The sequence below is a fragment of the Sphingomonas sp. S6 genome, assembly GCF_043498045.1.
Classification (GTDB): domain Bacteria; phylum Pseudomonadota; class Alphaproteobacteria; order Sphingomonadales; family Sphingomonadaceae; genus Sphingomonas.
Genome location: NZ_JBIEOE010000009.1, coordinates 36,702 through 62,484 on the forward strand (window position 1 = coordinate 36,702; position 25,783 = coordinate 62,484).

General features: G+C 68.9%; 23 protein-coding genes. 15 read left to right on the forward strand and 8 right to left on the reverse strand.

Annotation, left to right across the window (positions count from 1 at the left end; genetic code table 11):
- Positions 1-462: 462 nt before the first annotated feature.
- Together ACGVWT_RS13910 and glmM are read right to left on the reverse strand one after the other, a co-directional pair.
- Positions 463-687, reverse strand: coding sequence for a DUF1272 domain-containing protein (locus ACGVWT_RS13910; RefSeq protein ID WP_315460703.1), 225 nt, complete (start codon positions 685-687; stop codon positions 463-465).
- Positions 687-2,027: a phosphoglucosamine mutase gene (gene glmM, locus ACGVWT_RS13915; protein ID WP_315460704.1), complete on the reverse strand. Its 1,341-nt coding sequence runs from the start codon at positions 2,025-2,027 to the stop codon at positions 687-689. Before glmM ends, ACGVWT_RS13910 begins: the two co-directional genes overlap by 1 nt.
- Before the next feature lie 58 nt (positions 2,028-2,085).
- Between glmM and ACGVWT_RS13920 the strand changes: the two genes are divergently transcribed.
- A complete protein-coding gene (locus tag ACGVWT_RS13920) occupies positions 2,086-3,336 on the forward strand; it encodes a dicarboxylate/amino acid:cation symporter (protein ID WP_315460705.1) in 1,251 nt (416 codons plus the stop codon).
- Between the two features lie 75 nt (positions 3,337-3,411).
- On the opposite strand, the gene ACGVWT_RS13925 is transcribed toward ACGVWT_RS13920, so the two are convergent.
- Complete coding sequence (locus tag ACGVWT_RS13925; RefSeq protein WP_116460455.1) at positions 3,412-5,226, reverse strand: peptide MFS transporter; 1,815 nt, start codon at positions 5,224-5,226, stop codon at positions 3,412-3,414.
- A gap of 117 nt (positions 5,227-5,343) precedes the next feature.
- Between ACGVWT_RS13925 and ACGVWT_RS13930 the strand changes: the two genes are divergently transcribed.
- Positions 5,344-5,913, forward strand: coding sequence for a nitroreductase (locus ACGVWT_RS13930; RefSeq protein ID WP_116461356.1), 570 nt, complete (start codon positions 5,344-5,346; stop codon positions 5,911-5,913).
- Between the two features lie 77 nt (positions 5,914-5,990).
- Positions 5,991-6,347 (forward strand): GntR family transcriptional regulator, encoded by a 357-nt coding sequence (locus tag ACGVWT_RS13935; protein WP_315460706.1) that lies wholly within the window; start codon positions 5,991-5,993, stop codon positions 6,345-6,347.
- 103 nt (positions 6,348-6,450) lie between these two features.
- Here the strand turns inward: ACGVWT_RS13935 and ACGVWT_RS13940 are convergent, their stop codons facing one another.
- Positions 6,451-7,269: an arylamine N-acetyltransferase gene (locus ACGVWT_RS13940; protein ID WP_315460707.1), complete on the reverse strand. Its 819-nt coding sequence runs from the start codon at positions 7,267-7,269 to the stop codon at positions 6,451-6,453.
- A gap of 342 nt (positions 7,270-7,611) precedes the next feature.
- Entirely contained in the window at positions 7,612-9,330 is a 1,719-nt protein-coding gene (locus tag ACGVWT_RS13945) for an acyl-CoA dehydrogenase (protein ID WP_315460708.1), read from the reverse strand.
- Positions 9,331-9,366: 36 nt separating this feature from the next.
- Between ACGVWT_RS13945 and ACGVWT_RS13950 the strand changes: the two genes are divergently transcribed.
- Entirely contained in the window at positions 9,367-10,290 is a 924-nt protein-coding gene (locus ACGVWT_RS13950; RefSeq protein WP_315460709.1) for an L-threonylcarbamoyladenylate synthase, read from the forward strand.
- Positions 10,291-10,636: 346 nt separating this feature from the next.
- Here ACGVWT_RS13950 and ACGVWT_RS13955 read toward each other — a convergent pair whose 3' ends face one another.
- The 3 genes from ACGVWT_RS13955 to ACGVWT_RS13965 all read right to left on the reverse strand — a co-directional run bounded on the left by ACGVWT_RS13955 (position 10,637) and on the right by ACGVWT_RS13965 (position 13,483).
- A complete protein-coding gene (locus ACGVWT_RS13955; RefSeq protein WP_315460710.1) occupies positions 10,637-11,503 on the reverse strand; it encodes a flagellin in 867 nt (288 codons plus the stop codon).
- Positions 11,504-11,584: 81 nt separating this feature from the next.
- Complete coding sequence (locus ACGVWT_RS13960; RefSeq protein ID WP_116460450.1) at positions 11,585-12,451, reverse strand: flagellin; 867 nt, start codon at positions 12,449-12,451, stop codon at positions 11,585-11,587.
- 129 nt (positions 12,452-12,580) lie between these two features.
- A complete protein-coding gene (locus tag ACGVWT_RS13965) occupies positions 12,581-13,483 on the reverse strand; it encodes a flagellin (protein WP_116461354.1) in 903 nt (300 codons plus the stop codon).
- Positions 13,484-13,870: 387 nt separating this feature from the next.
- Here ACGVWT_RS13965 and ACGVWT_RS13970 point away from each other — a divergent pair, with 387 nt between their 5' ends.
- The 11 genes from ACGVWT_RS13970 to fliN are packed head-to-tail and all read left to right on the forward strand — an operon-like array spanning position 13,871 to position 25,783.
- Complete coding sequence (locus tag ACGVWT_RS13970; RefSeq protein WP_207771634.1) at positions 13,871-15,190, forward strand: sigma-54-dependent Fis family transcriptional regulator; 1,320 nt, start codon at positions 13,871-13,873, stop codon at positions 15,188-15,190.
- The gene (gene fliE, locus ACGVWT_RS13975; protein ID WP_315460711.1) at positions 15,187-15,552 is read left to right on the forward strand and encodes a flagellar hook-basal body complex protein FliE; all 366 of its coding nucleotides are present in this window, start codon (positions 15,187-15,189) and stop codon (positions 15,550-15,552) included. The genes ACGVWT_RS13970 and fliE overlap by 4 nt, the downstream gene beginning before the upstream one ends.
- 3 nt (positions 15,553-15,555) lie before the next feature.
- Complete coding sequence (gene fliF / locus ACGVWT_RS13980) at positions 15,556-17,310, forward strand: flagellar basal-body MS-ring/collar protein FliF (RefSeq protein WP_315460712.1); 1,755 nt, start codon at positions 15,556-15,558, stop codon at positions 17,308-17,310.
- Positions 17,307-18,323, forward strand: a complete 1,017-nt coding sequence (gene fliG, locus ACGVWT_RS13985; RefSeq protein WP_017980123.1) for a flagellar motor switch protein FliG — start codon at positions 17,307-17,309, stop codon at positions 18,321-18,323. Before fliF ends, fliG begins: the two co-directional genes overlap by 4 nt.
- Positions 18,316-19,143, forward strand: a complete 828-nt coding sequence (locus ACGVWT_RS13990; protein ID WP_315460713.1) for a FliH/SctL family protein — start codon at positions 18,316-18,318, stop codon at positions 19,141-19,143. Before fliG ends, ACGVWT_RS13990 begins: the two co-directional genes overlap by 8 nt.
- Positions 19,143-20,486: a FliI/YscN family ATPase gene (locus ACGVWT_RS13995; RefSeq protein WP_116460445.1), complete on the forward strand. Its 1,344-nt coding sequence runs from the start codon at positions 19,143-19,145 to the stop codon at positions 20,484-20,486. The genes ACGVWT_RS13990 and ACGVWT_RS13995 overlap by 1 nt, the downstream gene beginning before the upstream one ends.
- A complete protein-coding gene (locus ACGVWT_RS14000; protein ID WP_315460714.1) occupies positions 20,479-20,910 on the forward strand; it encodes a hypothetical protein in 432 nt (143 codons plus the stop codon). Before ACGVWT_RS13995 ends, ACGVWT_RS14000 begins: the two co-directional genes overlap by 8 nt.
- Before the next feature lie 37 nt (positions 20,911-20,947).
- Positions 20,948-23,887: a flagellar hook-length control protein FliK gene (locus tag ACGVWT_RS14005; protein ID WP_315460715.1), complete on the forward strand. Its 2,940-nt coding sequence runs from the start codon at positions 20,948-20,950 to the stop codon at positions 23,885-23,887.
- Positions 23,888-23,912: 25 nt separating this feature from the next.
- Positions 23,913-24,554 (forward strand): flagellar basal body-associated protein FliL, encoded by a 642-nt coding sequence (gene fliL, locus ACGVWT_RS14010; RefSeq protein WP_017980127.1) that lies wholly within the window; start codon positions 23,913-23,915, stop codon positions 24,552-24,554.
- 3 nt (positions 24,555-24,557) lie between these two features.
- On the forward strand, positions 24,558-25,496 hold the full coding sequence (locus ACGVWT_RS14015; RefSeq protein WP_043060868.1) for a flagellar motor switch protein FliM: 939 nt from the start codon (positions 24,558-24,560) through the stop codon (positions 25,494-25,496).
- Positions 25,493-25,783: a flagellar motor switch protein FliN gene (gene fliN / locus ACGVWT_RS14020; RefSeq protein ID WP_017980129.1), complete on the forward strand. Its 291-nt coding sequence runs from the start codon at positions 25,493-25,495 to the stop codon at positions 25,781-25,783. The genes ACGVWT_RS14015 and fliN overlap by 4 nt, the downstream gene beginning before the upstream one ends.

Here is a 25,783-nt window from a genome sequence, read left to right on the forward strand (position 1 = left end):
TGAGCCATGGTGGTTTGCCATGGCATATTTGGGGGCGTGTAGGACAGGGGTTTTGGTTCGCGCGAAGACGCCAAGACGCGAAGAGGGGGCGTGTGGGGTGGCGCTGTCGCGCGATCGACAGCGGGGCCGCAGGTGAAGCATCTTTGCGGCTTCGCGGCTTTGTGTGAACCATCGGCGGTGCCTGGGGCGATGGGGATTGGGTTCACGCGGAGACGCGGAGGGTTGCGCTCGTGAGATGGGTGACGCGCTTCGCGAGCGGCGTCCATTCTTGAACCGTTTTGGTGAGAGCTGCCGGGGTCTAGAGCAACACCTCCGCGTCTCCGCGTCTCCGCGTGAACCAAAATTGTTCGTCATCCCGGCGAATGCCGGGATCCATGGTGGCGGCGAGGTCGCGGCGGTGCGCCGATGCTGGCGGCGCCGTGTCCATGGATCCCGGCGTTCGCCGGGATGACGGATCGAGGGTCAGGCCTGGAAGCGGCGTTCGGTGACGGCGGGGTTCGCCTTTAGTAACGTACCAAGCCGCGTGGGGCGGTCGAGCAGTTCGCCGCTGCAATTGGGGCAGCGTTCGTCGAGTCCGTCGGCGCATTCGGTGCAGAAGGTGCATTCCATCGAGCAGATGAACGCGCCGGGTTCGTCCGCCGGCAGGTCCATGCCGCAGCGTTCGCAGTCGGGGCGCATCTCCAGCATCAGGCGGCGGCCTGACGGACGGCGTCGCAGATGCGGTCGACGAGCGTTTCGACCTGTGCCGCATCGTCGCCCTCCGCCATCACGCGGATCACCGGTTCGGTACCCGAGGGGCGGATGACGAGGCGGCCGGTGCCGGCGAGCTCGGCTTCGGCGGCAGCGATCGCGTCCTTGACCGACTGCGCCTCCAAGGGCTTGCCACCGGCGAAGCGGACGTTCTTGAGCAATTGCGGCAGCGGTTCGAAGCGGTGGAGCACTTCGCTGGCCGGCGCGCCGGCGCGCTTCAGTTCGGCGAGCACCTGCAGCGCCGCGACGAGGCCGTCGCCGGTGGTGCCGTAATCCGACAGGATGATGTGGCCCGACTGTTCGCCGCCGACATTGTAACCCGACGAGCGCATCTTTTCGAGCACGTAGCGGTCGCCGACCGCGGTGCGGACGAGGCCGAGGCCCTGCGAGCGCAGGTGCCGTTCGAGGCCGAGGTTCGACATGACCGTCGCGACGAGCCCGCCGCCCGCGAGGCGCCCGCGGCGCGCCCAGCCCGCGGCAATCGTCGCCATCAGCTGGTCGCCATCGACCACCCTGCCCTGTTCGTCGACGACGATCAGGCGGTCGGCGTCCCCATCCAGCGCGATGCCGATGTCGGCACCGCTGGCGACGACGGTTTCAGACAGCGTCTGCGGCGCCGTCGAGCCGACGCCGTCGTTGATGTTGACGCCATTGGGGGTGACGCCGATCGCGATGATGTCCGCGCCCAATTCCCACAGCGCGGAGGGCGCGACCTTGTACGCGGCGCCGTTGGCGCAATCGATGACGACGCGCAGCCCGTCGAGCCGCAGGTCGGTGGGGAAGGTGTTCTTGGCGAAGTGGATGTAGCGACCCTGCGCGTCATCGATGCGGCGCGCGCGGCCGATCTGCGCGGCGGGCGCCAAGGCTACGTCGCTGTCGATCAGGCCCTCGATCGTCAGTTCGGCTTCGTCGGAGAGCTTGTAGCCGTCGGGGCCGAACAGCTTGATGCCATTGTCGGCAAAGGGATTGTGGCTGGCCGAGATCATCACGCCGATGTCGGCGCGCATCGTCTGCGTGAGCATCGCCACCGCCGGGGTGGGCAGCGGGCCGACCATGATGACGTCCATGCCGGCGCTGGTGAAGCCCGCGACGAGTGCGGATTCGAGCATATAGCCCGACAGGCGCGTGTCCTTGCCGATCAGCACGCGGTGCTTGTGATCGCCGCGCTGGAAATAGGCGCCGGCCGCCATACCGACCTTCATCGCCATTGCCGCGGTCATCGCGCCCGCGTTGGTCAGCCCGCGAATTCCGTCGGTGCCGAAGTATTTCCTTGCCATCGCGTGGTTTCCGTCCCGCTATGCGTTTTCGTGTTTTCCCGATGCGCCAAGGAACCCGATGTCGCAAGCCACCCGTATCCTTCTGGCGCTCGTCGCCGGCATCGCGCTCGGCATCCTGGGGGTGGCGATCCACCGGGATTGGGCGCTGGCGGTGACGACCGTCACCCAGCCGATCGGCGAGGCATGGCTGCACGCGCTGCAGATGGTGATCGTGCCGCTGATCGTCGGGCTGCTGGTGACGGGGATCGCCGCCACCGCGGAAGCGGCACGCGCCGGACGCATCGCGGGACGCGCGGTGGCGCTGTTCGTGGTGGTGCTGTGGGGGACGACGCTGATGTCGGCGGCGGTGATGCCGTTGCTGCTCGATGCGTGGCCGCTACCAGACGCGTGGTCGCAGGCCTTGCGCGCGGCGCTGACCGCGGCGCCGGTGATGGGTAAGGTGCCGACGCTGGCCGATTTCTTCAACACGATCGTGCCGACCAACGTCGTTGCAGCTGCGTCCGGGGACGCGTTCCTGCCACTGACGGTGTTCACGCTGGCCTTCGCGTTTGCGATCACGCGGCTGGAGGCGGAGTCGCGCAAGCGGCTGACCGACCTGTTCCAGAGCATCACGGACGCCATGCTGGTGATCATCGGCTGGGTGCTGAAGCTGGCGCCGATCGGCATCTTCGCGCTTGCCTATGGCGTTGGTGCGCGGACCGGGGCGGCGGCGTTCGGCGCGCTGGTCCACTACATCGTGCTGGTGTCGACGATCGGCTTCATCGTGCTGCTGGCGGGTTATGCCGTGGCGCGGGTGTTCGGGGGGGTGCCGATACGCGCCTTCGCCAAGGCGGTGGCGCCAGCGCAGGGGATTGCGATCAGCACGCAAAGCTCGCTCGCGTCCTTGCCGGCGATGCTGAAGGGATCGGAAGCGATCGGCGTGGCGCCGGCGACCGCGGGGATCGTGCTGCCGGTGGCCGTGGCGATCTTTCGCGCGACGAGTCCCGCGATGAACCTGGCGGTGGCGCTGTACGTCGCACACTGGCTGGGGGTGCCGATCGGGCCGGGGCAGCTGGCGGCGGGCGTGGCCACCGCGGCGATCACGACGATGGGGTCGGTGTCGCTGCCGGGGACGATCAGCTTCTTCGCCAGCGTCGCGCCGGTGGCGTTCGCGATGGGGGTGCCGATCGAGGCGCTGGGGTTGCTGGTGGCGGTGGAGACGGTGCCGGACCTGTTCCGGACCGTGGGCAATGTGACGATGGATGTGGCGGTGACGAGTGTGGTGGGGCGGGACAAACGCCCGGACCAGAAGCCGTCACCCCGGGCTTGACCCGGGGTCCCGCTTCTATCGCCGCAGACAGAAGAAGCGGGACCCCGGCTCTTCGGCCGGGGTGACGGGCTTGGCTTACTTGACGCCGTGCATCCACTTCTTGAGCGGCCAGGACAGCAGCAGCAGAACGATGCCGAGGCCGATCGCCCATTCGGCGATCAGCGTGAAGACGCCGTTATAGGTGTCGAGGCTGACCTTCAGGTTCGTGACCTGACCGCCGACGGTTTCGACGCTGGCGACCTGCGCGATCATGCCGGCAAAATATTGCGCGACCGAGATCGAGAGGAACCACACGCCCATCATCAGGCCGACGATGCGCGCGATCGACAGCTTGGTGATCATCGACAGGCCGACCGGCGAGATGCACAGTTCGGCAAGGCTGTGGATCAGGTACAGCCCCGCGAGCCACCAGATGCCGACCTTGAAATCGGGGCCGACGAAGCGGCTGCCGAAGACGAGGAACAGGAAGCCCGCGCCGACGCCCATCAGCGCGATGCCGAACTTGACGGGGATCGACGGTTCGCGGCCCGCCGCGGCGAGCTTCGTCCACATCGCCGCCATGACGGGGGCGAAGAGCACGATGAACAGCGCGTTGAACGTCTGCGTCTGCCCGGCCGAGATCGGATAGCCGAAGATGTGAAGGTCGGTGTTGCGATCGGCGAACAGCGTGAGGCTGGAGCCGGCCTGTTCGAACAGCGTCCAGAACACGACGTTGAAGGTGATGAGCACCATCGCCGCCAGCATCATCTGGAATTCGGTGCGGCTGCCCGACACGAAGCTCCAGATCAGGATGCCGGGGACGGCGATGATGAAGGTGCCGAACAGCAGCTTGCCCATCAGCGGCAGCGCCAGGACGTAGGCGACGATCGAGCCCGCACCCGCGGTCGATTCCGCGCTGTTCATCAGGTTGACGAACAGGAGGTAGAACAAGGGGATGCCGATCAGCGCTGCGGCGTAGATGCCGAGCGTGCGGTTGGCGGGCTGGCCGGCGGGCTGTTCGCCATAGCCGTTGAGGCGGCCGCCATCGAACTGGACGAGGATCCACGACAGCAGCATGCCGACCGCGGCAAGGCCGAAGCCCGCCCACCAGCCGAGGCCCGCCCAGACGCCGGGAATACCCACCGCGAGCAGCGGACAGAGGAATTGCGAGAGCAGCGAACCGAGGTTGATGCCCATATAGAAGATGGTGAAGCCGCTGTCGCGGCGTCGGTCGCCCTGGGCATAGAGTTCGCCGACCATGGTCGAGATGTTGGGCTTGAAGAAGCCGTTGCCGACCGAGACCATGCAGAGTGCGATCAGCATCAGCGTGGTATAGAAGGCGCTGCGTTCGCCATCGGAGGCGAAGCCGCCCTTGGCGATCGTGCGCTGCGGCTGGCCGTCGGCCCCAAGCAGCGCGACGGTGCCGTCGTCATTGCCCTTGATCGCCAGTTTCTGGGTACCGTCGATGACGTAGCGCGTCTCGACGCCGTTCACCTGCGCGACGGCAACCTCGTAGCGCTGGCCGTCGATCGTCGCATAGGGCTTGGCGGGCTGGCCGCCGAAGGCGAGCGTGAAATAGCCCAAGGCCATCAGGATCGCGCCGAACTTCACCGCGCGCTTCGAGCCCAGATACTGGTCCGCCAGATAGCCGCCGACGAGCGGGGTGAGGTACACCAGCGCGGTATAGCCACCATACAGACCGGTCGCGGCGCGGTCGCCGAACAGGAAATGCTGCGTCAGATAGAGCGTCAGCAGCGCGCGCATGCCGTAATAGCCGAAGCGTTCCCACATTTCGGTGGTGAACAGGCGGGCGAGCTGGCGGGGGTGGCCGAACCACGTACCTTCGGCGGCCGGATTGATGTGGCTGATGTCAGGCTCGCCGCGGTTATCCGCGGTCGGGGTGTCCACCATTCGTTACGCTCCCTGAACTGTGCCGCATCGCTGCGCGCGCATCGTCGTTAATGGTATCAAGAGTAACGACAAAGCCGCGACTGTAAACATCGGCGTCTCGGGGCTATGGCGGCGCCCATGTTCAATGACACCTCCACGCCGCTTTCGTTGCTGACCACGCGCCGCTCGGGCAAGCCGCGCGACCTGATCGCGCCGGGCCCCTCGCCCGCGCAGCTCGAGCAGATGATCGCCATCGCGGCGCGCACGCCGGACCATGGCAAACTCGCGCCCTGGCGCTTCGTCATCGTCGACGATCGCGCCGCGCTCGCGACGCTGATCACCGACGCCTATCGCGCGGAACGCCCGCAGGCAGCGCGGACCGAAATCGAATCGCTGGAGCAGTTCGCGCATCAGGCGCCGGCCTTGGTCGTCGTCCTCTCCTCGCCCAGCACGACCAGCCACATTCCGCGTTGGGAGCAGGAGCTGTCGGCCGGCGCGGCGACGATGAACCTGCTGCATGCCGCGCATGCGATGGGCTTTGCGGGCGGATGGCTGACGGGGTGGCCGACCTTTTCGGAGGTGGTGCGCGATGCGTTCGGCGGGCCGCACGAGCGGATCGCGGGCTTCGTCTTCCTCGGCACACCCGGCCGGCCGCTCGACGAACGGCCCCGTCCCGATCTGGCACGCGTGATCAGCCACTGGCCCTGATCGCACGGGATTTTAAGGCAGGTTCGGACAAAAAGGTTTGGGATGGACCTTTCGCGCGACTGGTGTATTAAACAACCATGACAGCGCTCAGCAACGAGGACAGCCCGGTCTACATCCGGCTGCGTGGCACCATCGCCGCCGGGATCCTGCGCGGCGATTACCGCACGGGTGACCAGCTTCCTTCGGTCCGCGCCTTCGCCGCCGAACATGGCGCCAACCCGCTGACGGTCGCCAAAGCGTATCAGAGCTTCCAGGACGACGGCTATGTCGAGGTGCGGCGCGGCGTCGGCATGTTCGTGCTGCCCGGCGCGGCGGACAAGCTGCGCGCGGCGGAACGCGCAAGCTTCATCGAAAATCAGTGGCCGCGGATCCGCAGCTATATCGACCTGCTGGGCCTCGACGCGGCGGACCTGTTGGAGCGCGAGGGGGCCTAAGGCCGGTTTCTCCGCGCCACCCCGGGCTTGACCCAGGTTCACGCTTTTAGGGCAGCGGGAAGCAAGAAGCGGGACCCCGGGTCGAGCCCGGGGTGACGAATTTTTAGAACAGCCCCAGCGCCGCTACCTCGTCCGCGGTCAGGTCGATCCCGAACATCAGCGACATGCGCATGCGGTAGACGCGTGGATCGGTGATCTCGGCTGCGGTGTCGTTGTCGCCCGCGCGGCGGTGGTAGCGACGATCGGTGAGGCCCGCGAAGCCATGGGGCAGGACGATGCTGGCGATCGTCATCTGCGTAAAGCGGCTGCCGGGCGCGGTCGACGTCCAATGGTTGGACAGTGCGAGATCGGCATCGGCGACGGCGGTCTCGTGGAAGCTGTATTGCGGCTGCCAGCCCTCGCCCGTCCCGCGGCCGTCGGTGGAACCGGCGGCGCCCTTGCGCAGCAGCATCCAGCCGTGCGCGGCGTCGCGCGTTAGGCGGAAGCGCGCACCGTCGGGGGCGTCGACCTCCCACCCGTCGACCAGCGCCATCACCGGCGCATAGCTGCCGCCGAAGCCGGCGTCGGCGATCCAGTCCGCGCCATCGATCGTCACGAGGCTGAACGTGTGGGTGAGCGGCGGCACGTCGGTCGCGCCGAGCCAGACGCGGGCGAGCAGCGGGCGCGCGTCGAAGCCCAGCGCGGCGAGCGCATCGAGGAACAGGCGGTTGTGTTCGAAGCAATAGCCGCCGCGCTTGGCGGTGACGAGCTTGGCGAACACGCTGGCGCTGTCGATCGCGATCCCGCGGCCGAGGCGGACATCGAGGTTTTCGAACGGGATCGCCAACCGGTGTTCGCGCTGCAGGCGGCCGAGGCCTTCGGCGTCGGGGGTCACGCGGGCCGGCAGGCCGATGCGGGCGAGATAGGCGTCGAGATCAAACATCGGGTGGCTTTCGGCAGGATTGCCGGGGTTGGCAAGGGGGTTGGGTGGCGGGTGGCGGTGAGCCGGCGGTCGCAGCGGGTCCTGCCCTTCTTCGTCATTCCCGCGCAGGCGGGAATCCAGATTGGCTGACGTTGGGGATGGAGCCGAAAGGCTTGCCAGTCTGGATCCCCGCCTGCGCGGGCATGACGATTGGGAGGGTGTCGACGTTTGACACCTCCCCGGACGGGAGGTGGCAGCCGAAGGCTGACGGCGGGCAGCCGCGGGCGGTATTGCTTGGGGCTGCCCCTCCACCACTCGCCTCGCGAGCGGTCCCCCTCCCCTGCGGAGCAGGGGAGGAATGGGTTAGGCCGCGAACGCCTCTGCCGGCACCGCGTATAGTACGTCGGCCTTGGCGGTCGCCGCCGCCTTCAGGCCGAGCGCCTCGGGGACGATCTGGTCGAGGTAGAAGGCGACGCTGGCGCGCTTCATCTGGGCGAAGGTTTCGTCGCCCGTCGCATGGCGGCCTTCGCGTTCCAGCAGCCAGCCGCAGGTCGCGACCGAGGTCATCGTCAGGAAGGGGTAGCTGGCGGCGAGCTTGTCATCGGCGTCCGCGGTGGCGAGCCGGTGGGCGATGGCGTCGACCGCGTCGATCAGCGCGACGAGCTGCGGATGCTGCGCCTCGGCGCGCATGTCGGCGACGAGCGCGGCGAAGGCGGCGCCGTTTTCCAGGCCCAGCTTGCGGCCGACGAGGTCGGCGGCCTGGATGCCGTTGGTGCCTTCGTAGATCGGCGTGATGCGCGCATCGCGGAAATACTGCGCGGCGCCGGTTTCCTCGACATAGCCCATGCCGCCATGGACCTGGACGCCGAGGCTGGCGACTTCATTGCCGATATCGGTGCCGTGCGCCTTGGCGAGCGGGGTGACGACCTCCAGCCGGTTCTTCGCCGCCGCATCGCCGAGGCCCGCGCGGTCGACCTGACCCGCGGCGTAGTAGACGAGCGCGCGGGCGGCTTGGGTCTGCGCCTTCATGCGCAGCAGCATGCGGCGAACGTCGGGATGTTCGACGATGCGCACCGGGTTCTTGTCAGGCGAGCCGGCGCGCGCGGACTGGACGCGTTCGAGCGCATAGGCGACCGCCTTTTGCGTCGCGCCCTCCGCAACCTGCACGCCCTGCAGGCCGACGTTGAGGCGCGCGTTGTTCATCATCGTGAACATCGCGCGCATGCCGCCATGTTCGGGGCCGATCAGCTCGCCGATGCACGCGTCATGGTCGCCGAAGGACAGGACGCAGGTCGGCGAGGCGTGCAGGCCCATCTTATGCTCGATCGACACGACGCGGACGTCGTTGAAGTCGCCGGGCGTGCCGTCGGCATTGAGGCGGTATTTGGGGACGAGGAACAGGCTGATGCCGCGCGTGCCGGCGGGCGCATCGGGGGTGCGGGCGAGGACGAGGTGGACGATATTGTCCGCCATGTCGTGGTCGCCGAACGAGATGTAGATCTTGGTGCCCTTGATGCTCCACGTGCCGTCACCCAGCGGCTTGGCGGTCGCGCGCAAGGCGCCGACGTCGCTGCCCGCCTGCGGTTCGGTGAGGTTCATCGTGCCGGTCCACGCGCCGGTGGCGAGGTGCGGCAGATATTGCGCCTGCTGTTCGGGCGTGCCGTGGTGGATCAGCGCCTCGATCGCGCCGACGGTGAGCGTCGGGCACAGCGCGAAGCCCATGTTGGCGCTGCCGAGCGTATCGAGCACGGCGGTCTGAATCGCGAAGGGCAGGCCCTGGCCGCCGAAAGCCTCGGGCACGCCGATCGTGCCCCAGCCGCCCTCGACATAATCCTTATACGCCTTGATGAAAGTCGCGGGCATGTGAACGCCGTCGGGCGTCCATTTCGCGCCGACCGTGTCGCCCTCTCGGTTGAGCGGCGCCCATTCGCCCGCGGCGAAATCCGCGACGCCGTCCAGCACGGCATCGACCACGTCGGCGCTGGCGGCGGCAAAGCGATCCGTGTTCGCCAGTTCGTCGATCTTCACGACATGCTCCAGCACGAAACGCTGGTCGGCGACGGCGGCGGTAAAGGACATCATTCTCTCCCAAGGATCACCACGATATAGCGTCGGAAAATGGCCGATCCAAACCCGCGCATCTTACCCTACGGCATGGCCGCGATCGACGAGGCGGCTGCGCGAATCACCCGCGGCGAATGCGTCGCGGTGCCGACCGAGACGGTCTATGGCCTCGCCGCCGACGCGCGGAATGCGACAGCCGTGGCGGGTATCTATGCGGCCAAGGGGCGGCCGAGCTTCAATCCACTGATCGTACATGTGCCCGATCTCGCCGCAGCGGAGCGGATCGCCGTGTTCGATGCGGACGCGCGGGCGCTGGCGGCGGGCTTCTGGCCGGGGCCGCTGACGCTGGTACTGCCGCTGCGTACCGACGCGGGGATCGCGTCGCTGGTGACGGCGGGGCTGGAGACGATCGCGCTGCGCGTGCCGCGGCATCGCGCGATGCAGGCGCTGCTTGCAGCGAGTGGGGCGCCGCTCGCCGCGCCGTCGGCGAATGCGAGCAACGGGTTGAGCCCGACGCGGGCGGAGCATGTCGCCAGGAGCCTGGGAACGAGGGTGCCGCTGATCATCGACGACGGCGCGTGCGCGGCGGGGGTGGAATCGACGATCGTCGCCGGGCGGACGATCCTGCGACCAGGGCCGATCGCCGCGGCGGACCTGCCCTTTCCCGTCACCCGCCGGGCCGAGGGCGCGGCGATCACCGCGCCGGGGCAGCTTGCGACGCATTATGCGCCGGCCAAGCCGCTGCGGCTGGAGGCGACCGCGCGCCGCGAAGGCGAATGGCTGATCGGCTATGACTCTCTAATAGGGGACGACACGTTGTCGGCGCGCGGCGACCTCACGGAGGCGGCGGCGCGGCTGTTCGATGCGCTGCACCGGGCCGATGCGAGCGATGCTGCGGGCATCGCAATTGCGCCGATCCCGCGTGACGGGTTGGGCGAGGCGATCAACGACCGGCTGGCGCGCGCCGCGCATCGGTAGCGGCGCCCGGATGGGGGCGGCACGGCCGCCCCGCACAACGCGTCACCCCGGACTCGTTCCGGGGTCCACCGGGCCGCGAGGGCGTGGCTGGAGGCTCTGGCCATCCCCCTCGCCGCAGAGTGGACCCCGGAACGAGTCCGGGGTGACGGTGTGGGTGGGGTGGGCGGTGCGGGTAGCACACGCCGGAAAGACGAAGGTGACACGCCGAAAACCCCGGCGGTCGCTGGCGACCACCGGGGCTCTGGCTTGCTCGACCTTGGGGGACGAGCTCGGTCCGGCGCCGGCACCCTTGGGGGGGGCGGTGCCCGCGCCGAAGTACGCGGTTACTGAAAGTCGTCGGCTGCCGTTACTGGAGCAGCTTCATCACGCCCTGCTGGCTCTGGTTCGCCTGGGCGAGCATCGCGGTCGAGGCCTGGCTGAGGATCTGCGCCTTGGCGAGGTTGGTCGTCTCGGACGAGAAGTCAGCGTCGGTGATCTGGCTCTTCGCCGCGGTAAGGTTGGTGGAATTGGTGGTGAGGTTGTTCACCGCCGACTGCAACTGGTTCTGCGCGGCGCCGAGACCGGCGCGATAGGTGCTGACCGTCTTCAGCGCGGAGTCGACCGTGGCGAGCGCGGTGTTCGTCGCGGTGGTGAGGTCGATCGACGTCGCGTTGGTGATCGTCGTGTCGTCGGTCAGCTTGTTGAACTTGACGTTCACCGAGTCGGCCGCGTTCGCACCCGCCTGGATCTTGAAGGTGCTGTAGGCGGGCGCCACCGGGGCCGGTGCCGAAGTCGCGGCGGTCACCGTGCCGGCCGACGCGTCGAACAGCTTGTTGCCGTTGAACTGCGTGTTGGCGAGCGTCGAGGTGATCTGCGTCGACAGAGCGGAGACTTCGGCCTGCATGTTCGCCTTGTCGGACGAGCTGTAGGTGCCGCTGGTCGCCTGCACGGTCAGTTCGCGGACACGCTGCAGCATGTTGGAGACTTCACCCAACGCACCTTCGGCGGTCTGCGCCATCGCGATGCCGTCGTTGGCATTGCGGATGCCCTGGTTCATGCCCCGGATCTGGGCCGTCATCGTATCGGAAATCGCGAGGCCGGCGGCGTCGTCCTTTGCCGAGTTGATGCGCTGCCCGGTCGACAGGCGCTGCATCGCGGTGGACAACGCGGCATTCGCGTTGGTGGAGGCATTGGCGGCGCGCAGCGATGCCACGTTTGTGCCGATGACGGTCATGATCGTTCCTTCTGTAAGGGGGGTTAGGAAGGAGCCTCCCCGTCACCACGAAGGTGACGGAGCTGCGCGGGTAGCGGAACCTTACTGGAGCAGCTTGAGCACGCCCTGCTGGCTCTGATTGGCCTGGGACAGCATCGCGGTGGATGCCTGGCTCAGGATCTGCGCCTTGGCGAGGGCAGTCGTTTCAGCCGAGAAATCGGCGTCCGTGATCTGGCTCTTTGCCGAGGTAAGATTGGTGGAGTTGGTGGTGAGGTTGTTCACCGCCGACTGGAGCTGGTTCTGCGCGGCACCCAGGCCGGCGCGATAGGTGCTGACCGTCTTCAGCGCCGAGTCCACCGTGGCGAGCGCGGTGTTGGTGGCGGTGGTGAGATCGAGCGACGTCGCGTTGGTGATCGTCGTGTCGTCGGTCAGCTTGTTGAGCTTCAGGTTGATCGCATCCGCCGAGTTCGCACCCGCCTGGATCTTGATCGTGCTGTAGGCGGGCGCCACCGGGGCCGGTGCCGCAGTCGCGGCGGTCACGGTGCCGGCCGACGCGTCGAACAGCTTGTTGCCGTTGAACTGCGTGTTGGCGAGCGTCGAGGTGATCTGCGCGCTGAGCGCGGTGACTTCGGCCTGCATGTTCGTTTTGTCGGACGAGCTGTAGGTGCCGCTGGTCGCCTGCACGGTCAGTTCGCGGACACGCTGGAGCATGTTGGACACTTCGCCCAGCGCGCCTTCGGCGGTCTGCGCCATCGCAATGCCGTCGTTGGCGTTGCGGATGCCCTGGTTCATGCCGCGGATCTGTGCGGTCATCGTGTCCGAGATCGCCATGCCGGCGGCGTCGTCCTTGGCCGAGTTGATCCGGCTGCCGGTCGACAGGCGCTGCATCGACGTTTGCAGCATCGCGTTGGCGGAGGTGGAAGCATTAGCCGCGCGGAGCGAGGCGACGTTGGTGCCGATAACAGCCATGTGACAATCCTTGGTTGGTTATTGGCACCTCACCGCCGCCCCCCCTGGGCGAAAGGCTGAGCTACCATGTTGGGATACGGCCGGACGGCGTCCGAACTTGCGGAGTTTATCCGGCCGTCAGGAAGGAAATTACTGGAGCAGCTTGAGCACGCCCTGCTGGCTCTGGTTGGCCTGGCTGAGCATCGCGGTGGATGCCTGACTCAGGATCTGCGCCTTGGCGAGGGCGGTCGTTTCGGCCGAGAAATCGGCGTCCGTGATCTGGCTCTTCGCCGCGGTGAGGTTGGTCGCGTTGGTGGTGAGGTTATTCACCGCCGACTGCAGCTGGTTCTGCGCGGCACCCAGGCCGGCGCGGTAGGTGCTGACCGTCTTCAGTGCGCTGTCGACGGTGGCGAGAGCCGAGTTGTCGGCCGTCGTCAGGTCGATGCCGGGGACCGGCGCCGGCGCCGGAGCGGTGGCGTCGCCGATGACCGCGGTCAGCGAGGAATTGTTGGTCAGCTTGTTGAACGTCAGGCTGACCGCGTCGGCGGCGTTGGCGCCCGCCTGGATCTTGAACGTGCTCGACACGGCGACGACGGGGGCCGGCGCGGTGCCGGTCGTGTTGACGGTGCCGGCGGTCGCGTCGAACAGCTTGTTGCCGTTGAACTGCGTGTTGGCCAGCGTCGAGGTGATCTGCGTCTTCAGCGCCGAGACTTCGGCCTGCATGTTCGTCTTGTCCGACGAGCTGTAGGTGCCGCTGGTCGCCTGAACGGTCAGTTCGCGAACGCGCTGCAGCATGTTGGCGACTTCGCCCAGCGCGCCTTCGGCGGTCTGCGCCATCGCGATGCCGTCGTTGGCGTTGCGGATGCCCTGGTTCATGCCGCGGATCTGCGCGGTCATCGTGTCCGAGATCGCCATGCCGGCGGCATCGTCCTTCGCCGAGTTGATGCGCTGCCCGGTCGACAGGCGCTCCATCGACGTCTGCAGCATCTGGTTGGCAGCCGTCGACGCATTGGCGGCGCGGATCGAAGCAACGTTAGTACCGATAACAGCCATGAGAACCTCCATTGGTCTGCGGCCTGTCGCTGCCTCGTTGGCGAGGAAGGCCGAGCCGTCATGGTGGGTAACGGCCGGCCGAAACGGGCTTTAAGCAAAAAAATCGCGCGCAATCGGCGATGGCCGGGAACCCGGATCGTGCGGCAGGAAGAAGCATGCGCCCGCGACGTACGCCCGCATCGGGCACGTGCGTGTCGTGCGTGTCGTGCGTGCAGCGCGTGCACGAGGGCGTGTGCGAGGCGTGCGCGCACCCGACGCGGGCACGGGTGCGGCGCGTGCGCGCTAAGCGCGTACGAGCGCCCGGAAATATTTTGCCGGGCGGCAACCGTTTTAACGACCCGTTTACCACTCTTGCCGCATTTCAACGCTCATCCTTGGGGGATGACCATGCGTTCGATTTTTCCTTCCGCTGCAGTGATGCAGCGCAAATATGCGCTCGTTTCGGGCCTGCGCGCCCAGGGCTTCGGGATCGGATCGTTCGAATCCGGCCAGCCCGCAGCCACCGACCTGTTCCTGGTCGCCGAGGGCGAGGCCCCGCCCGCCCCGGCGCGCACGGTCATCATCGGTGATGGCCCGCGCCATGTCGTGCCCTCGCACGGCGGCAATCCGGCGCGCATCGCCTTCGGTCCCGAGGATGCGGCGGTCGGCAACGGCTTTGCCCGCGCGCTGGTCGCCGGCCCCGACACGCCGACCGCAGCCGACCCCGAGAGCTTGGCGCTGCTGGCGCTGGCCGAGCGCGTCGCGCAGGCGGACATCACCGTCCTGATCAACGGGCCGACCGGCACCGGCAAGGAAGTGCTGGCGCGCGCGATCCACAACAATTCGCCCCGCAAGAACGGGCCGTTCGTCGCGATCAACTGCGCGGCGCTGCCCGAAACCATGCTGGAGGCGCTGCTGTTCGGCCACCAGAAGGGTGCGTTCACCGGCGCCTCGTCGGGCGGTGAAGGCTTCTTCCGCGCCGCGGACGGCGGCACGATCCTGCTGGACGAGATCGCCGAAATGCCCCTGCAATTGCAGGCCAAGCTGCTGCGCGTGTTGCAGGAGCGCGAGGTGGTGCCGATCGGCGCCTCCGTGCCGCAGCCGATCGACGTGCGCGTCGTCGCCTGCGCCAACCGCGATCTGCAGGCCGAAGTCGCCGCGGGCCGCTTCCGCGCCGATCTGTACTACCGCCTGTCGGTCTTCCCGCTCAGCACCAAGCCGCTTGCCGACCGCACGCAGGACATTCCCGCGCTCGCCGCGACGATGATCCTGCGCCACGCCGGCACCCGCGCGGTGGTGCCGTGGCCGACCGCCGAGGCGGTCGAGACGCTGATCCGCCACGACTGGCCGGGCAACGTGCGCGAGCTGGAGAATGTGATCCAGCGCGCATTGCTGTTCGCCGGCGGCGACACGATCGAGGCGAGCCACATCGTGTTCGATCGCCCGATCAGCTTCACCTTCCGCGAGACCAGCCCGGTGACGCCGCTGTTCGCGGTCGCGCCTGCCGCCCCTGCCCTCCCCGCCGAGCCGGCGACCTTGGGCAACGTGGTGCAGATGAGCGAATTCCAGGCGATCCGCGAGATGCTGGCCGCGTGCGGCGGCAGCCGCGTCGAGACCGCACGGCGCCTCGGCATTTCCGAGCGCACGCTGCGCTATCGCCTCGCCAAGGCGCGCGAGCAGGGTGACGACCTCGCCCGGCCCGCCACCGCCTGGGCCGCTTCGGCATGAGCGGGATTTCGGGCGTCGGCGGCGCGATGAGCGTCGACCGCGTGATGCAGCTGCGCGCGCAGATCCTGGAACGCAACCAGGCGCTGGCCCGCGCCGGATCGGCCGATGGCGCCGCACCGACGCAGAGTGCCGCGACGAAGCCTGCGAGCTTCGCCGACACGCTGCAGGATGCGCTGAAGGACGTGAACGCGAGCCAGAACAAGGCGAGCGCGCTGTCGGAAAGTTACGAACGCGGTGAGACGGTCGATATCGCCAAGGTGATGCTCGCCCGCCAGGAAGCCTCGGTAGGGTTCGAGGCCACGCTGCAGGTCCGCAACAAATTGCTGTCCGCCTACAAGGACATCATGAGCATGCCGGTGTAATCGATGACCACTGCACTCGCCACCACCACGCCCGGTGCCGCGCCCGCGCTGCCCGAGAAGTTCGCCAACCCGCTGTTGCAGATCAAGTCTGTCCTGGCGCAGCCCGCGGTGCGCCGCAGCCTGCCGATGGCGATGCTGGTCGCGCTGATCGGCGCCGCCGCGCTTGCGTGGATGACGCTGTCGACGCCGACGCAGAAGACGCTGTTCCAGGGGCTGACCGACGCCGACAAGCAGGCGGTCACCGCCGCGCTGACCCAGGCGAACATCAAGAGCCGGATCGACGAGGGCACGGGTGCCCTGACCGTCGACGAGGACCAGTATAGCAAGGCGCGGATGCTGCTGGCGGGCCAGGGCCTGCCGAAGCAGGCGCCCGGCGGCTATGCGATCCTGGACCAGCTGCCGATGGGCGTCAGCCGCGCGGTGGAGGGCGAACGCCTGCGCCAGGCGCGCGAGACCGAGCTTGCCCGATCGATCGAGGATATCGACGCGGTCGCCGAGGCGCGCGTCCACCTCGCGATGCCCGAAGCCAGCGTGTTCGTGCGCGACAAGGCATCGCCGTCCGCATCGGTGGTGGTCAAGTTGCAGGGCGGCCGTGCGCTGAGCCAGGCGCAGGTCCAGTCGATCATCAACCTCGTCGCCAGTTCCGTCCCCGGCATGAAGCCCGAGGACGTGACGATCGTCGACCAGATGGGCGCGCTGCTGTCCAAGCCCGGCGGCGCGAGCGGCGTCGATGCCGAGGGCGACGCGCGCCTGGAAATGCAGCGCAAGACCGAAGACAAGGTGCGCCAGCAGCTGATCCAGCTGCTGACCCCGCTGGTCGGCGCGGGCAATTTCACCACCGAGGTGCAGGCCGACATCAACCTCGACCAGACGCAGGCGACACGCGAAAGCTATGACAAGCAGGGCGCCCTGCGCGCCGAGACGGGCAATTGGACCGGCAATCAGGCGCCCAGCCCGACGACACCGGGCGGCATCCCCGGCGCGCTGAGCAACACGCCGCCGCCCGCCAGCCAGTTGCAGCAGCCGCAGGCCGCGAACGGTGCGTCGGGTGCGGCGCCGACGCCCGACCCCTCGCCGGTCGCCGGTGGCCCCGCCCCCAACCCCAACAAGCAGAGCGACAGCTTCCAGCGCGCCTATGACCTGGGCCGCGAGGTGTCGGTGACCAAGGCGACGCCGGGATCGATCAAGCGCCTGTCGGTCGCGGTGCTGCTGCGCGATCCCGACAAGAGCCGCCGCACCGCGATGGAGATCCAGCAGATCACCGATCTGGTAAAGAGCGCGGTCGGCTTCGATGGCGCGCGGCAGGATCAGGTGACGGTCATCAGCCGCAAGTTCGCCGACGCGACCGACGTCGCCCCGCCCGCCTGGTACGACAACGCCTGGGTGCCGGTCGCGGCGCGCAACGGCACCGCGATCCTGATTGCCCTGCTCGTCCTGCTGCTCGGCGTCCGTCCGATCGCCAAGGGCCTGATGGGCAAGCGCGAGGACACGCTGGCCAAGACGAAGGCCGAGGCGGACGCCGCCGGCAAGACCGACGCGCTGGACGGCGCCGAGGACACCGAGGGCGCCACCGCCGGGATCGGCGCCGACGGCACCGCGCCGCTGGGCATCGCCGTCCACGAGCCGGTGACGCTCGAGCAGCTGGAACAGCCGCAGACCATGGACGAACGGATCATGGCGGTGCGCGGCTTCACCCGCGACAATCCCGCCCGCGCCGCGCTGGCGCTGCGCGACATGATGAAGGCTGAAGAGCAGTGAGCGAAGCCCCCGCCCCGCGCACCTTCAGCGGCGTCGAACGCGCCGCGGTGCTGATGATGCTGGTCGACGAGGAGGAGGCTGCGGCCATGCTCCAGAAGCTCGATCCCGACGAGGTGCGCGAGCTGGGCACCGCGATGCTCAACGTCGCCGACGTCTCCGAGGAGGAGATGCAGATGGTGCTCGACGATTTCACCGGCAAGGCACGCGAGCGCAACGGCATCACCTTCGACCCGCGCGCCAAGGTGCAGGCGCTGATGACGCGCGCGCTGGGCGAGGAAAAGGCGGAGAGCATCCTGGCGCGGATCGGCCCGGCCGAAACGTCGAGCGAGCTCGAGATGCTCAACTGGCTGGACGCGCCCGAGATCGCGCAGATGATCGAGAAGGAGCATCCGCAGATCGCCGCGGTGATGATCGCGCATCTGCAACCCGCGGTCGGCGGCAAGGTGCTGGAACTGCTGCCCGAAGGCGTGCAGCCCGACATATTGCACCGCATCGCGCGGCTGGGACCGATCAACGCCGATGCGATCGAGACGCTGAAGACGGTGCTCGCCAACCGGCGCAACGGCGGCGGCACCACGTCGGGCGGGCTGACGCTGGGCGGCACGCGCGAGGCGGCGCTGATCCTGCAGGGCGCACGCAAGGCGACCGAGCAGCGCGTGATGCCCAAGCTGTTCAAGATCGACAAGGAAGTCGCCAAGGCGATCGAAGAGGCGATGTTCATCTTCGACAACCTGCTCGACATGGACGACAAGAACCTGGGCACGCTGATCCGCAACGTCGACGGCGACATCCTGTCGCGCGCCCTGAAGGGCACCGACGAAAACGGCCGCAACCGCTTCCTGGGTTGCATGTCGGCGCGTGCCGCCGACGGCATCCGCGACGAGATGGAGGCGCGTGGGCCGATGAAGCTGGCCGAGGTGCTGGAAGCGCAGAAGGCGATGATCACCATCGCGCGCAACCTGGCCAAGGACGGCACGATCGTGATGGGCGCGGGCGACGACGATTATGTCTGACGCCTTCGCGCGCGGCACCGTGCCGCTCCAGCCGACCGACTTCGTCGCCGGCTTCGCCTCGCGCCACGACACCGCGACGCATCTGTTGCAGGCGGCGTTCGCGCCGCCGGTGCCCGGTTTCACCCCGCGCGATATGTGGGCGACGCTGGAGCGCGAGCTGGGTGGCGAGGCGCCGGACTATTCGCGCGCGCGCACTGCCGCCGACGATGCGGACGAGCGCCCGGTCGGGCCGAAGCATTTCAGCCCCGCCGACCGCGACGGCGACAAGCCGACCCAGGGCTGGGACCCTCTGGACGTCGAGGCCGAACCCACGGCCTTCATCGATCCGGTCGAAACCGCGCATGCCGCCGGCTACGCCGAGGGCCTGGCCGCCGCCGCGGCTGCGGCACGCGAAAGCGGCGACCGCGATGCGGCGCTGATGACCCAGCTCGCCGCGGCGCTGGCCAACGGCCACCAGCTCGACCGCGACCGGATCGCGCACCAGCTGCGCGCCACGGTAATGATGCTGGTCAGCAAATTGGTCGGCGAGTGCGGCGTCGGTGCCGACATGCTGAACGCGCGGATCGCGGCGGCGGCGGAGCTGCTGGCCGATGCCAGCGAATCCGCGCTGCTGCGCCTGAACCCCGACGACATGCCGCTGCTGGCTGACGCCTTGCCCAAGTCGATCTTCGCGGCAGCCGATCCCCATCTCGCCCGCGGCAGCTTCGTGCTGGAAAGCGCCTCCACCCTGGTCGAGGACGGCCCCGACTTGTGGCTTGCGCAGCTGGCGCAGGCGATCGAGCGCGTGCCGCTGCCCGTCGTGATCAATCCGGACGCGTGATGTTGAACCGCTTTACCACCGATTATCTGGAGACGCTGGGCGTCGCCGACTTCCGCCCCACCGCCAAGGTATCGGGCCGGCTCGCCTCGTACGACGGCCTGCTGATGGAAGCGGTCGGCTTGTCGCTGCCCGTGGGTACGATCTGCGAGATCGGCGGCGGCAGCGCCAACGATACGGGCGCGGCGCGTGTCGAGGCCGAAGTGATCGGCTTTCGCAACGGCCGCACCCTGCTGATGAACCTCGGCGGCCCCGCGGCGCTGCTGCCGCGCGCGCCGGTGCGCCCGATCGGCCCTCCGGGCGAAGCAGAGGTCGGCGCCGCCATGCTGGGCCGCGTGGTCGATGGTTCGGGCAAGCCGATCGACGGCCTGGGTCCGATCCGCGGCGCGGGCAAGTGGCCGCTCGCCGGCAAGCTGCAATCGCCGCTCGACCGTGGCCGCGTGCTCCAGCCGATGGACGTCGGCGTCCGTGCGATCAACGGGTTGCTGACGATCGGCCAGGGCCAGCGCGTCGGCATCATGGCCGGCTCAGGCGTCGGCAAGTCGGTGCTGCTCGGCATGATGGTGAAGGCGGCCAAGGCCGACGTCATCGTCATCGGCCTGATCGGCGAACGCAGCCGCGAAGTAGCCGACTTCCTGGAGACCAAGGTCGCGGGTGAGGCACGCAAGCGTGCGGTCGTCGTCGCGGTGCCCGCCAACCACAGCCCGGTGCTGCGCATCCGCGGCGCGCTGCGCGCCACCGCGATCGCCGAAGCCTTTCGCGACGAGGGCAAGAAGGTCCTCCTCATCATGGATTCGCTGACCCGCGTCGCGCATGCCGGCCGCGAGATCGGGCTGGCGCTGGGCGAACCCGCCAGTGCGCGCGGCTATCCGCCGTCCGCGATCGCGATGCTGCCCAATCTGATCGAGCGCGCGGGCACGGACGTGCGCAGCGGCGGATCGATCACCGCAATCTATACCGTGCTGGCGGACGGCGACGACGGCAACGATCCCGTGGTCGACTCGGCGCGGTCGATCCTCGATGGGCATATCGTGCTCAATCGCCACCTCGCCGAACGCGGCGTCTATCCGGCGATCGATATCGGTCCGTCGGTCAGCCGCGTGATGACCGATATCGCGCACCCCGATCACGTCCATGCCGCGCGCGTGCTGCGCCGGCACCTGGCGACGTACGAGGAAAACCGCGACCTCGTGCTGATGGGCGCCTATCGGCCCGGCGCGGATCCGGCGATCGACAACGCCATCGCGGCGCATCCGGTGGTGATGGAATACATCAAACAGGCGTCGAACGAGACGGTGAGCCTGGACGAGGCGATCGCCGAACTGACCGGCGTCTTCGGTGCCTGACGCCAAGAAGCTCGCGCGCATCCACCGGGTGCGCACGCTGCAACTGGGGCTGGTGCGTGCCGACGAAATGCGCGCGCACGAAAAGCACGCCAGCGAAACCAGCCTTCATAACCGGATCCGGGCGCTGGCCGATGCGGTCGCGCCCGCGCCGGACACGCGCGTCACCGCGGCATCGATGGGGGCGCAGGCGCATTTCCGCGAACGGCTGCATCAGTCGGCCGCCGCCGCGCAGGCGCGTGTCGACACCGCCGAACTGATGGTCAACCGCGCTACCGAGGCGACCCGGTCCGCCAAACGCGACCAGAGCGCGATCGAGAAACTGCTGGAGCGCGCACGTCGCACGGCCTTGGCCAAAGAGATGCGCGCGCTGGAAGAGACGCCGCCCGTATCGCCCTTAAAGGTAAAACGGCACGATCCTTGCTGACTGTCTCGGGACACCTCTGTCCGATGAGATGATAACCATGATCGACACTGCTCTTACCGTCGCCTCTCCCACCCCCGGCCATCCGGGTAAGGGCGCGTCGTCGGCGGGCGGTGATCTGTTTGCGTTGTCGATGCTTCAGATCGGCGGCGGTGAGGACGAGGCTGCCGTGGCACCGGGGGGTGCCGCGGCAGTCTTGCCCATCCTTGCGACCAAGACGGCAGCAACGGCGCCAACCGGCGCGGCGGCAAGTGCGCCAGCCGGGCGGCAAACGGTTGCCGCTCCTGGCATGCCGCTGCCGGCCGTGGCGGCGGCGGTGACGGCGGTGCCGGCCGAGGTCGATCCCGCGCTGGCGTGGCTGTCCGCGGTCAATATCGCGGTGCCGGCACCGCTCGAGATCCCGGCGGCGCTTGCCGCGAAGCCGGCCGCACCGGTTGCTGCAAAGGCGACGGCGATCCCCGCGATCGTGGTGCAGACGCTGAGCAGCGGCACGTCGGCGAAGGCGATGGCGAGCACGTTGCCCGCGCCCGCGCCCACACCCGCCGTGGTGACGAAGCAGGTCGCTGCGTCCGTCGGTGTCGGCGTCCCGGCGGCTCCGGTGGTCGTAGCTGCCGCCGATACGGTGGTTGCGCCGCCCGTTACGGTGTCGGCCCCGATCGCGGCCGACGCCGGGGCGGCTGTGGTGGCTTCGCCGATACCGGTCGTCCCATCGACCGCGACCGAGACCGCCCCCGCGACAAAGGCACAGCCGCTGCCGCCGCCCGCCGCCGCTGCGCCGGCGGTGCCCGCGTCGGTCGCACCGGCATCGAAGACTCCCGGCGCCGCACCGGCGACGACGGTGCAGACGGCCGCGCCGCGCGGTAGCGTAGCGCCGCATGCCGCCGAGCCGTCCGTGGTGGTGCCGTCTGTCCTGACGCCGCCCGAACCCGCGCCCGTCACCACGGCCGAGGTTGCGCCTGCACCTGCGCCCACCGCTCCCGTGTCGACGAGCGGTGCACCGACGATCCGCGTGCCGCAGCCTGAAGCAGTCGCGGCGCCGATGACGGTCGACGCGCCTACTCCGGATATGTCCGTGAGCACGCCTGCACCGATCGTTAGCGCGCCGGTCGCAAAAGAGGCGACGACGGCGGAAGCACCCCAGCCGGTCGCCGCGCCCGTCTTGCAAACGCCTGCGGCTACCAAGGCGAAGCCGGCCGCACAGATGGTGGACGCGCCGGTCGTCTCCGCGGAGGCTCCGGTCCGCCCCTTCGCAGCAGCACAGACGCCATCCGACGCCAAGACCGCCGTGGAGGCCGATTCGACCGAGCAGGATACGGATGACGCGCCGGCACAGGCCGATGCTGCCGTGATCGTGCCGGCGACCGTCGCGCCGATCGTCGATCCGGCGCCGGTCGTAGCGACGCCCGCGGTGCCCGTCGCCGCGGCGCCTCAGCCGGATGCGCCGCAGCCCGAGGCGGCGCCCGCACCGGTTACGTCGCCTTCGCGACGCGCCGGAAAAGCGACGCGTGCGGCGGTCAGCGTGCCAACCGCAACGGCGACGCCTTCGCCGGTTCCCGCACAGCACGCAGCTTTGACGCCGAATGCCGCCATGGCGCCGCCTGCGCACCGCGACGCCGCCGTTGAAGAGCATGCCGCTACGCCGGACGCGGCTCCGCAACAGGAGGCGGCCGCCGATACCGCCAGTGACCAGTCGGCCCCAGGCTCCGACGCTCCCGTCCAGCCGGAAACCGCGTTGGTCGCCACGCCGGCGCAGCCCGTGACGGTGCCAGTCGCGCAGAATGTCTCGACGGCGGCCGTGGCGACGACCACGCCGGTGTCGTCAGCCGCGGCGCCCGCCGCGATGGCCCGTGCGACCGCCACGGTCGGCCCCCGCCCCGCCGCCGCCGGCCGCGGGCGTCAGGCCTCGCCCGCCAGCGTGCTCGCGGCGCCGACACCCAAGGCCGATGTCGCGCCGCCCGCCGTGCAGCAGGCGGCCGTGTCCGGGACGACCACGCCCCTCCCCGCCGCCACGCCACCGAGTGTCGGGACGGCCACCCCTCATGCGCACCCGCAGACGGCCGCACAAACCACGCCTGCCGCCGCCTCGCCAGCGCCAGCCGACGCGGCGCCCGTGATCGCGGCGGCCGCGCCGGTGCCCGTCGCCGGTGCCCCCGTGGTCGCCGATGCGCCCGCCCAGCCCGTACAGCCCGCGCCCCCCCGCCAGACGTTCGCGCGGGAAGTCGCGGGCACGCCGCGCCAGACGGTCGCGCTCAGCGCGCAGTCACTGCCGCGGCTGCAACCGGTGGCCGGGACGACCGCGTCGGCGGCGGAGGTGTTCGGCGCCGCGATCCATGCCGCCAGCACCGGCGAGGAGCGCGATGCGCAGCCGGTCGCACCGACGCCGGTCGCGACGCAGGCCGTCGAGGTCCGCAGCACCGCCGCCACGCCGACGCAGGCGCCGCTCGACATGCGCCAGAACGACTGGCCGGCGACGATGATCGACCGGATCGAACGGTTGCGCGACGCCGCCAATGCGCAGGACACGCGCATTCGGTTGGTCCCAGACGCGCTGGGGGCGCTCGACGTATCGGTGAAGACGATCGGCGGCGCGCTGCACGTCCATTTCGCCTCCGACAGCGCCGAGACGCGCGCGCTGATCGAGGGCGCCAGCCCGCGCCTTGCCGCGATCGCCGAGGAACGCGGCATGCGCATCGGCCAGACGACGGTCGAGGCCGCCACAGCCGCCGCTAGCCAGCAGCAGGCGGGCAACCAATCGTCGTCGCAGGGGCAGAGCCAGAACCAATCGTCCACGACGCAGAGCAACACCGGCAGCCAGCAGCAGAGCGCAGGTCAGGCCCAGTCAGGTCAGGCCCAATCGGGCCAGCCCCAAGGCGGCCAGCAGCAGCCCCGCCAGCAAGCCTCCACCGCGCGCCAGCCCGACCGGGCCGCGCGCAGCCCCAACCCCGAGCGTGACGCCGCCGAAGACGGCCGTCTCGCCTGATTCCAGTCGTTAAGGAACCCGAGCGATGAGCGACAAACCCGAAGAGGCCGAACCCAAGAAGAAGGGCGGCGGCAAGATGAAGATCATCGTCATGGTGGTCGTGTTGCTGGTGCTGGTCGGCGGCGGCGTCGGCGCTGGCGTCTTCGCCGCGAGCAGCGGCCTGATCGGCGGCGGCCATGCCGCGGCCGAGGAAGACCATGGCCCCAAGCTGGTCCCCAAATCCGAACAGAAGCGCCCCAAGGCCGAAGGCGAAGGCGGTGAGGGCGGCCATGGCGGCGGCGGCGAATCGGGCGGCAGCCACGACAGCGGCGGCGGCAAGCACGTGCCGTCGGGCGGCCCGGGCGATCGCTATGCCTCCAATTACTATACGATGGAGCCGAGCTTCACCTCGAACCTGCAGAATTCGGTCCATGTCGTGCAGATCGGCCTCGCCATCTCGACGCCCTATGACGACACGGTGATCGAGAATCTGAAGACCAACGACATCGCCGTGCGGTCGGCGGTGCTGCTGACGCTGGGCGACACGCCCGAGGATCAGGTATTCAGCAGCGAGGGCAAGGAGCAGCTGCAGAAGCGCCTGGCGAAGGCAATTAACGATACGCTGACACAAAAAGAGGGATTCGGCGGCGTTAGTAACGTCTACTTTACCAATTTCGTTGTTCAGTGAGGCATGGTTAACGCCGCAGCAACCACCGAACGACGGACGCGCGATCGCGCCACCGCCGCGCATGCGTCGGTGCTGGGGGCGGCGAAGCTCAATCCGTTCGGCGACCTGCACACGCTGCAGCATCTGTCGGCCCGCTATGCCCGCACGTTGCGCGGCGTGTTCGAGCCGGTGTTGCGGCGCGAGGTGCGCACCTGGGCCGAGCCGCTGGTCGTGCAGCGCTTCGCCGATTACCGGTCGGAGCGGCCCGAGGGGCTGACCGCGTGGCTGCCGATGACGATGGCGCCCAATGCGACGAACGGCCTGTGCGTGCTGGACGGCGTATTCGTGCTGGAACTGCTCGACCTGTTCTTCGGCGGCACCGGCACCGCGCCTGCGGTGATGCCGGCGGAATTCTCGCCCGCGGGCGAGGCGATGGTGACGCGGCTGGGCCAGTGGATCGCCGCGCCGCTGCGCAGCGCCTGGGAGCCGCTCGCGCAGATCGACTTCACGCCGACCCGCGTCGAGATCAACGCCGCGATGCTGGCGATCGACGGCGAGGATGCGATGATCGTCACCCGCTTCGGCATCGCCGCGGGCGACGCGAAGCCGGTGTTCATCGACCTGCTGTATCCGGTCACGACGCTGAAGCCGCATGCCCCGACGCTGACCGGCAAGGTGCTGGAAAAGGCCGACGCCAATCCGGTGTGGCGCAATTCGCTGACGCGCGCGGCGCTCGGCGTGCGCTTCCCGATCCGCTCGGTCCTCGCCGAACCCGTCGTGCCGCTGTCGCTGTTGATGGACCTGAAGCCCGGCGACGTCATTCCGATCAGCTTCGGCCCCGAAGTGCCCGTCATGGTCGGCAGCGGCCGGCTGGGCATGGGGACCGTCGGCACCTCGAACGGCCATGCGGCCGTCCGCCTCACCCATCTCGACCGTATCGACGACGAAGGATTCGACGCATGAACGACATGACCGGCAGCTTTCCGGTGGAGGGTGGCGTCGCCGCCAATTTCCGCCTGCTCCAGGATGTCGACGTCAAGCTGACCGTCGAGATCGGGTCGACCCAGCTGACGCTGCGCGAGCTGCTGGCGCTGGGCGAATCGAGCGTCATCGAGCTGGACCGCCAGGCGAACGAACTGCTCGACGTGTTCGTCAACGGCACGCTGATCGGCCGCGGCGAAGTCGTGACGGTGGGCGACCGCTTCGGCGTGCGCATGACCGAGCTGGTCTCGCCCGACAAGCGCGCCTGA

What these genes read in the sequence shown, in the direction of transcription:
- ACGVWT_RS13910 (WP_315460703.1), bottom strand. Translation starts at nt 687, where the DNA reads ATGCTGGAGATGCGCCCCGACTGCGAACGCTGCGGCATGGACCTGCCG.
- glmM (WP_315460704.1), bottom strand. Translation starts at nt 2,027, where the DNA reads ATGGCAAGGAAATACTTCGGCACCGACGGAATTCGCGGGCTGACCAAC.
- ACGVWT_RS13920 (WP_315460705.1), top strand. Translation starts at nt 2,086, where the DNA reads ATGTCGCAAGCCACCCGTATCCTTCTGGCGCTCGTCGCCGGCATCGCG.
- ACGVWT_RS13925 (WP_116460455.1), bottom strand. Translation starts at nt 5,226, where the DNA reads ATGGTGGACACCCCGACCGCGGATAACCGCGGCGAGCCTGACATCAGC.
- ACGVWT_RS13930 (WP_116461356.1), top strand. Translation starts at nt 5,344, where the DNA reads ATGTTCAATGACACCTCCACGCCGCTTTCGTTGCTGACCACGCGCCGC.
- ACGVWT_RS13935 (WP_315460706.1), top strand. Translation starts at nt 5,991, where the DNA reads ATGACAGCGCTCAGCAACGAGGACAGCCCGGTCTACATCCGGCTGCGT.
- ACGVWT_RS13940 (WP_315460707.1), bottom strand. Translation starts at nt 7,269, where the DNA reads ATGTTTGATCTCGACGCCTATCTCGCCCGCATCGGCCTGCCGGCCCGC.
- ACGVWT_RS13945 (WP_315460708.1), bottom strand. Translation starts at nt 9,330, where the DNA reads ATGATGTCCTTTACCGCCGCCGTCGCCGACCAGCGTTTCGTGCTGGAG.
- ACGVWT_RS13950 (WP_315460709.1), top strand. Translation starts at nt 9,367, where the DNA reads ATGGCCGATCCAAACCCGCGCATCTTACCCTACGGCATGGCCGCGATC.
- ACGVWT_RS13955 (WP_315460710.1), bottom strand. Translation starts at nt 11,503, where the DNA reads ATGACCGTCATCGGCACAAACGTGGCATCGCTGCGCGCCGCCAATGCC.
- ACGVWT_RS13960 (WP_116460450.1), bottom strand. Translation starts at nt 12,451, where the DNA reads ATGGCTGTTATCGGCACCAACGTCGCCTCGCTCCGCGCGGCTAATGCT.
- ACGVWT_RS13965 (WP_116461354.1), bottom strand. Translation starts at nt 13,483, where the DNA reads ATGGCTGTTATCGGTACTAACGTTGCTTCGATCCGCGCCGCCAATGCG.
- ACGVWT_RS13970 (WP_207771634.1), top strand. Translation starts at nt 13,871, where the DNA reads ATGCGTTCGATTTTTCCTTCCGCTGCAGTGATGCAGCGCAAATATGCG.
- fliE (WP_315460711.1), top strand. Translation starts at nt 15,187, where the DNA reads ATGAGCGGGATTTCGGGCGTCGGCGGCGCGATGAGCGTCGACCGCGTG.
- fliF (WP_315460712.1), top strand. Translation starts at nt 15,556, where the DNA reads ATGACCACTGCACTCGCCACCACCACGCCCGGTGCCGCGCCCGCGCTG.
- ACGVWT_RS13990 (WP_315460713.1), top strand. Translation starts at nt 18,316, where the DNA reads ATGTCTGACGCCTTCGCGCGCGGCACCGTGCCGCTCCAGCCGACCGAC.
- ACGVWT_RS13995 (WP_116460445.1), top strand. Translation starts at nt 19,143, where the DNA reads ATGTTGAACCGCTTTACCACCGATTATCTGGAGACGCTGGGCGTCGCC.
- ACGVWT_RS14005 (WP_315460715.1), top strand. Translation starts at nt 20,948, where the DNA reads ATGATCGACACTGCTCTTACCGTCGCCTCTCCCACCCCCGGCCATCCG.
- fliL (WP_017980127.1), top strand. Translation starts at nt 23,913, where the DNA reads ATGAGCGACAAACCCGAAGAGGCCGAACCCAAGAAGAAGGGCGGCGGC.
- ACGVWT_RS14015 (WP_043060868.1), top strand. Translation starts at nt 24,558, where the DNA reads ATGGTTAACGCCGCAGCAACCACCGAACGACGGACGCGCGATCGCGCC.
- fliN (WP_017980129.1), top strand. Translation starts at nt 25,493, where the DNA reads ATGAACGACATGACCGGCAGCTTTCCGGTGGAGGGTGGCGTCGCCGCC.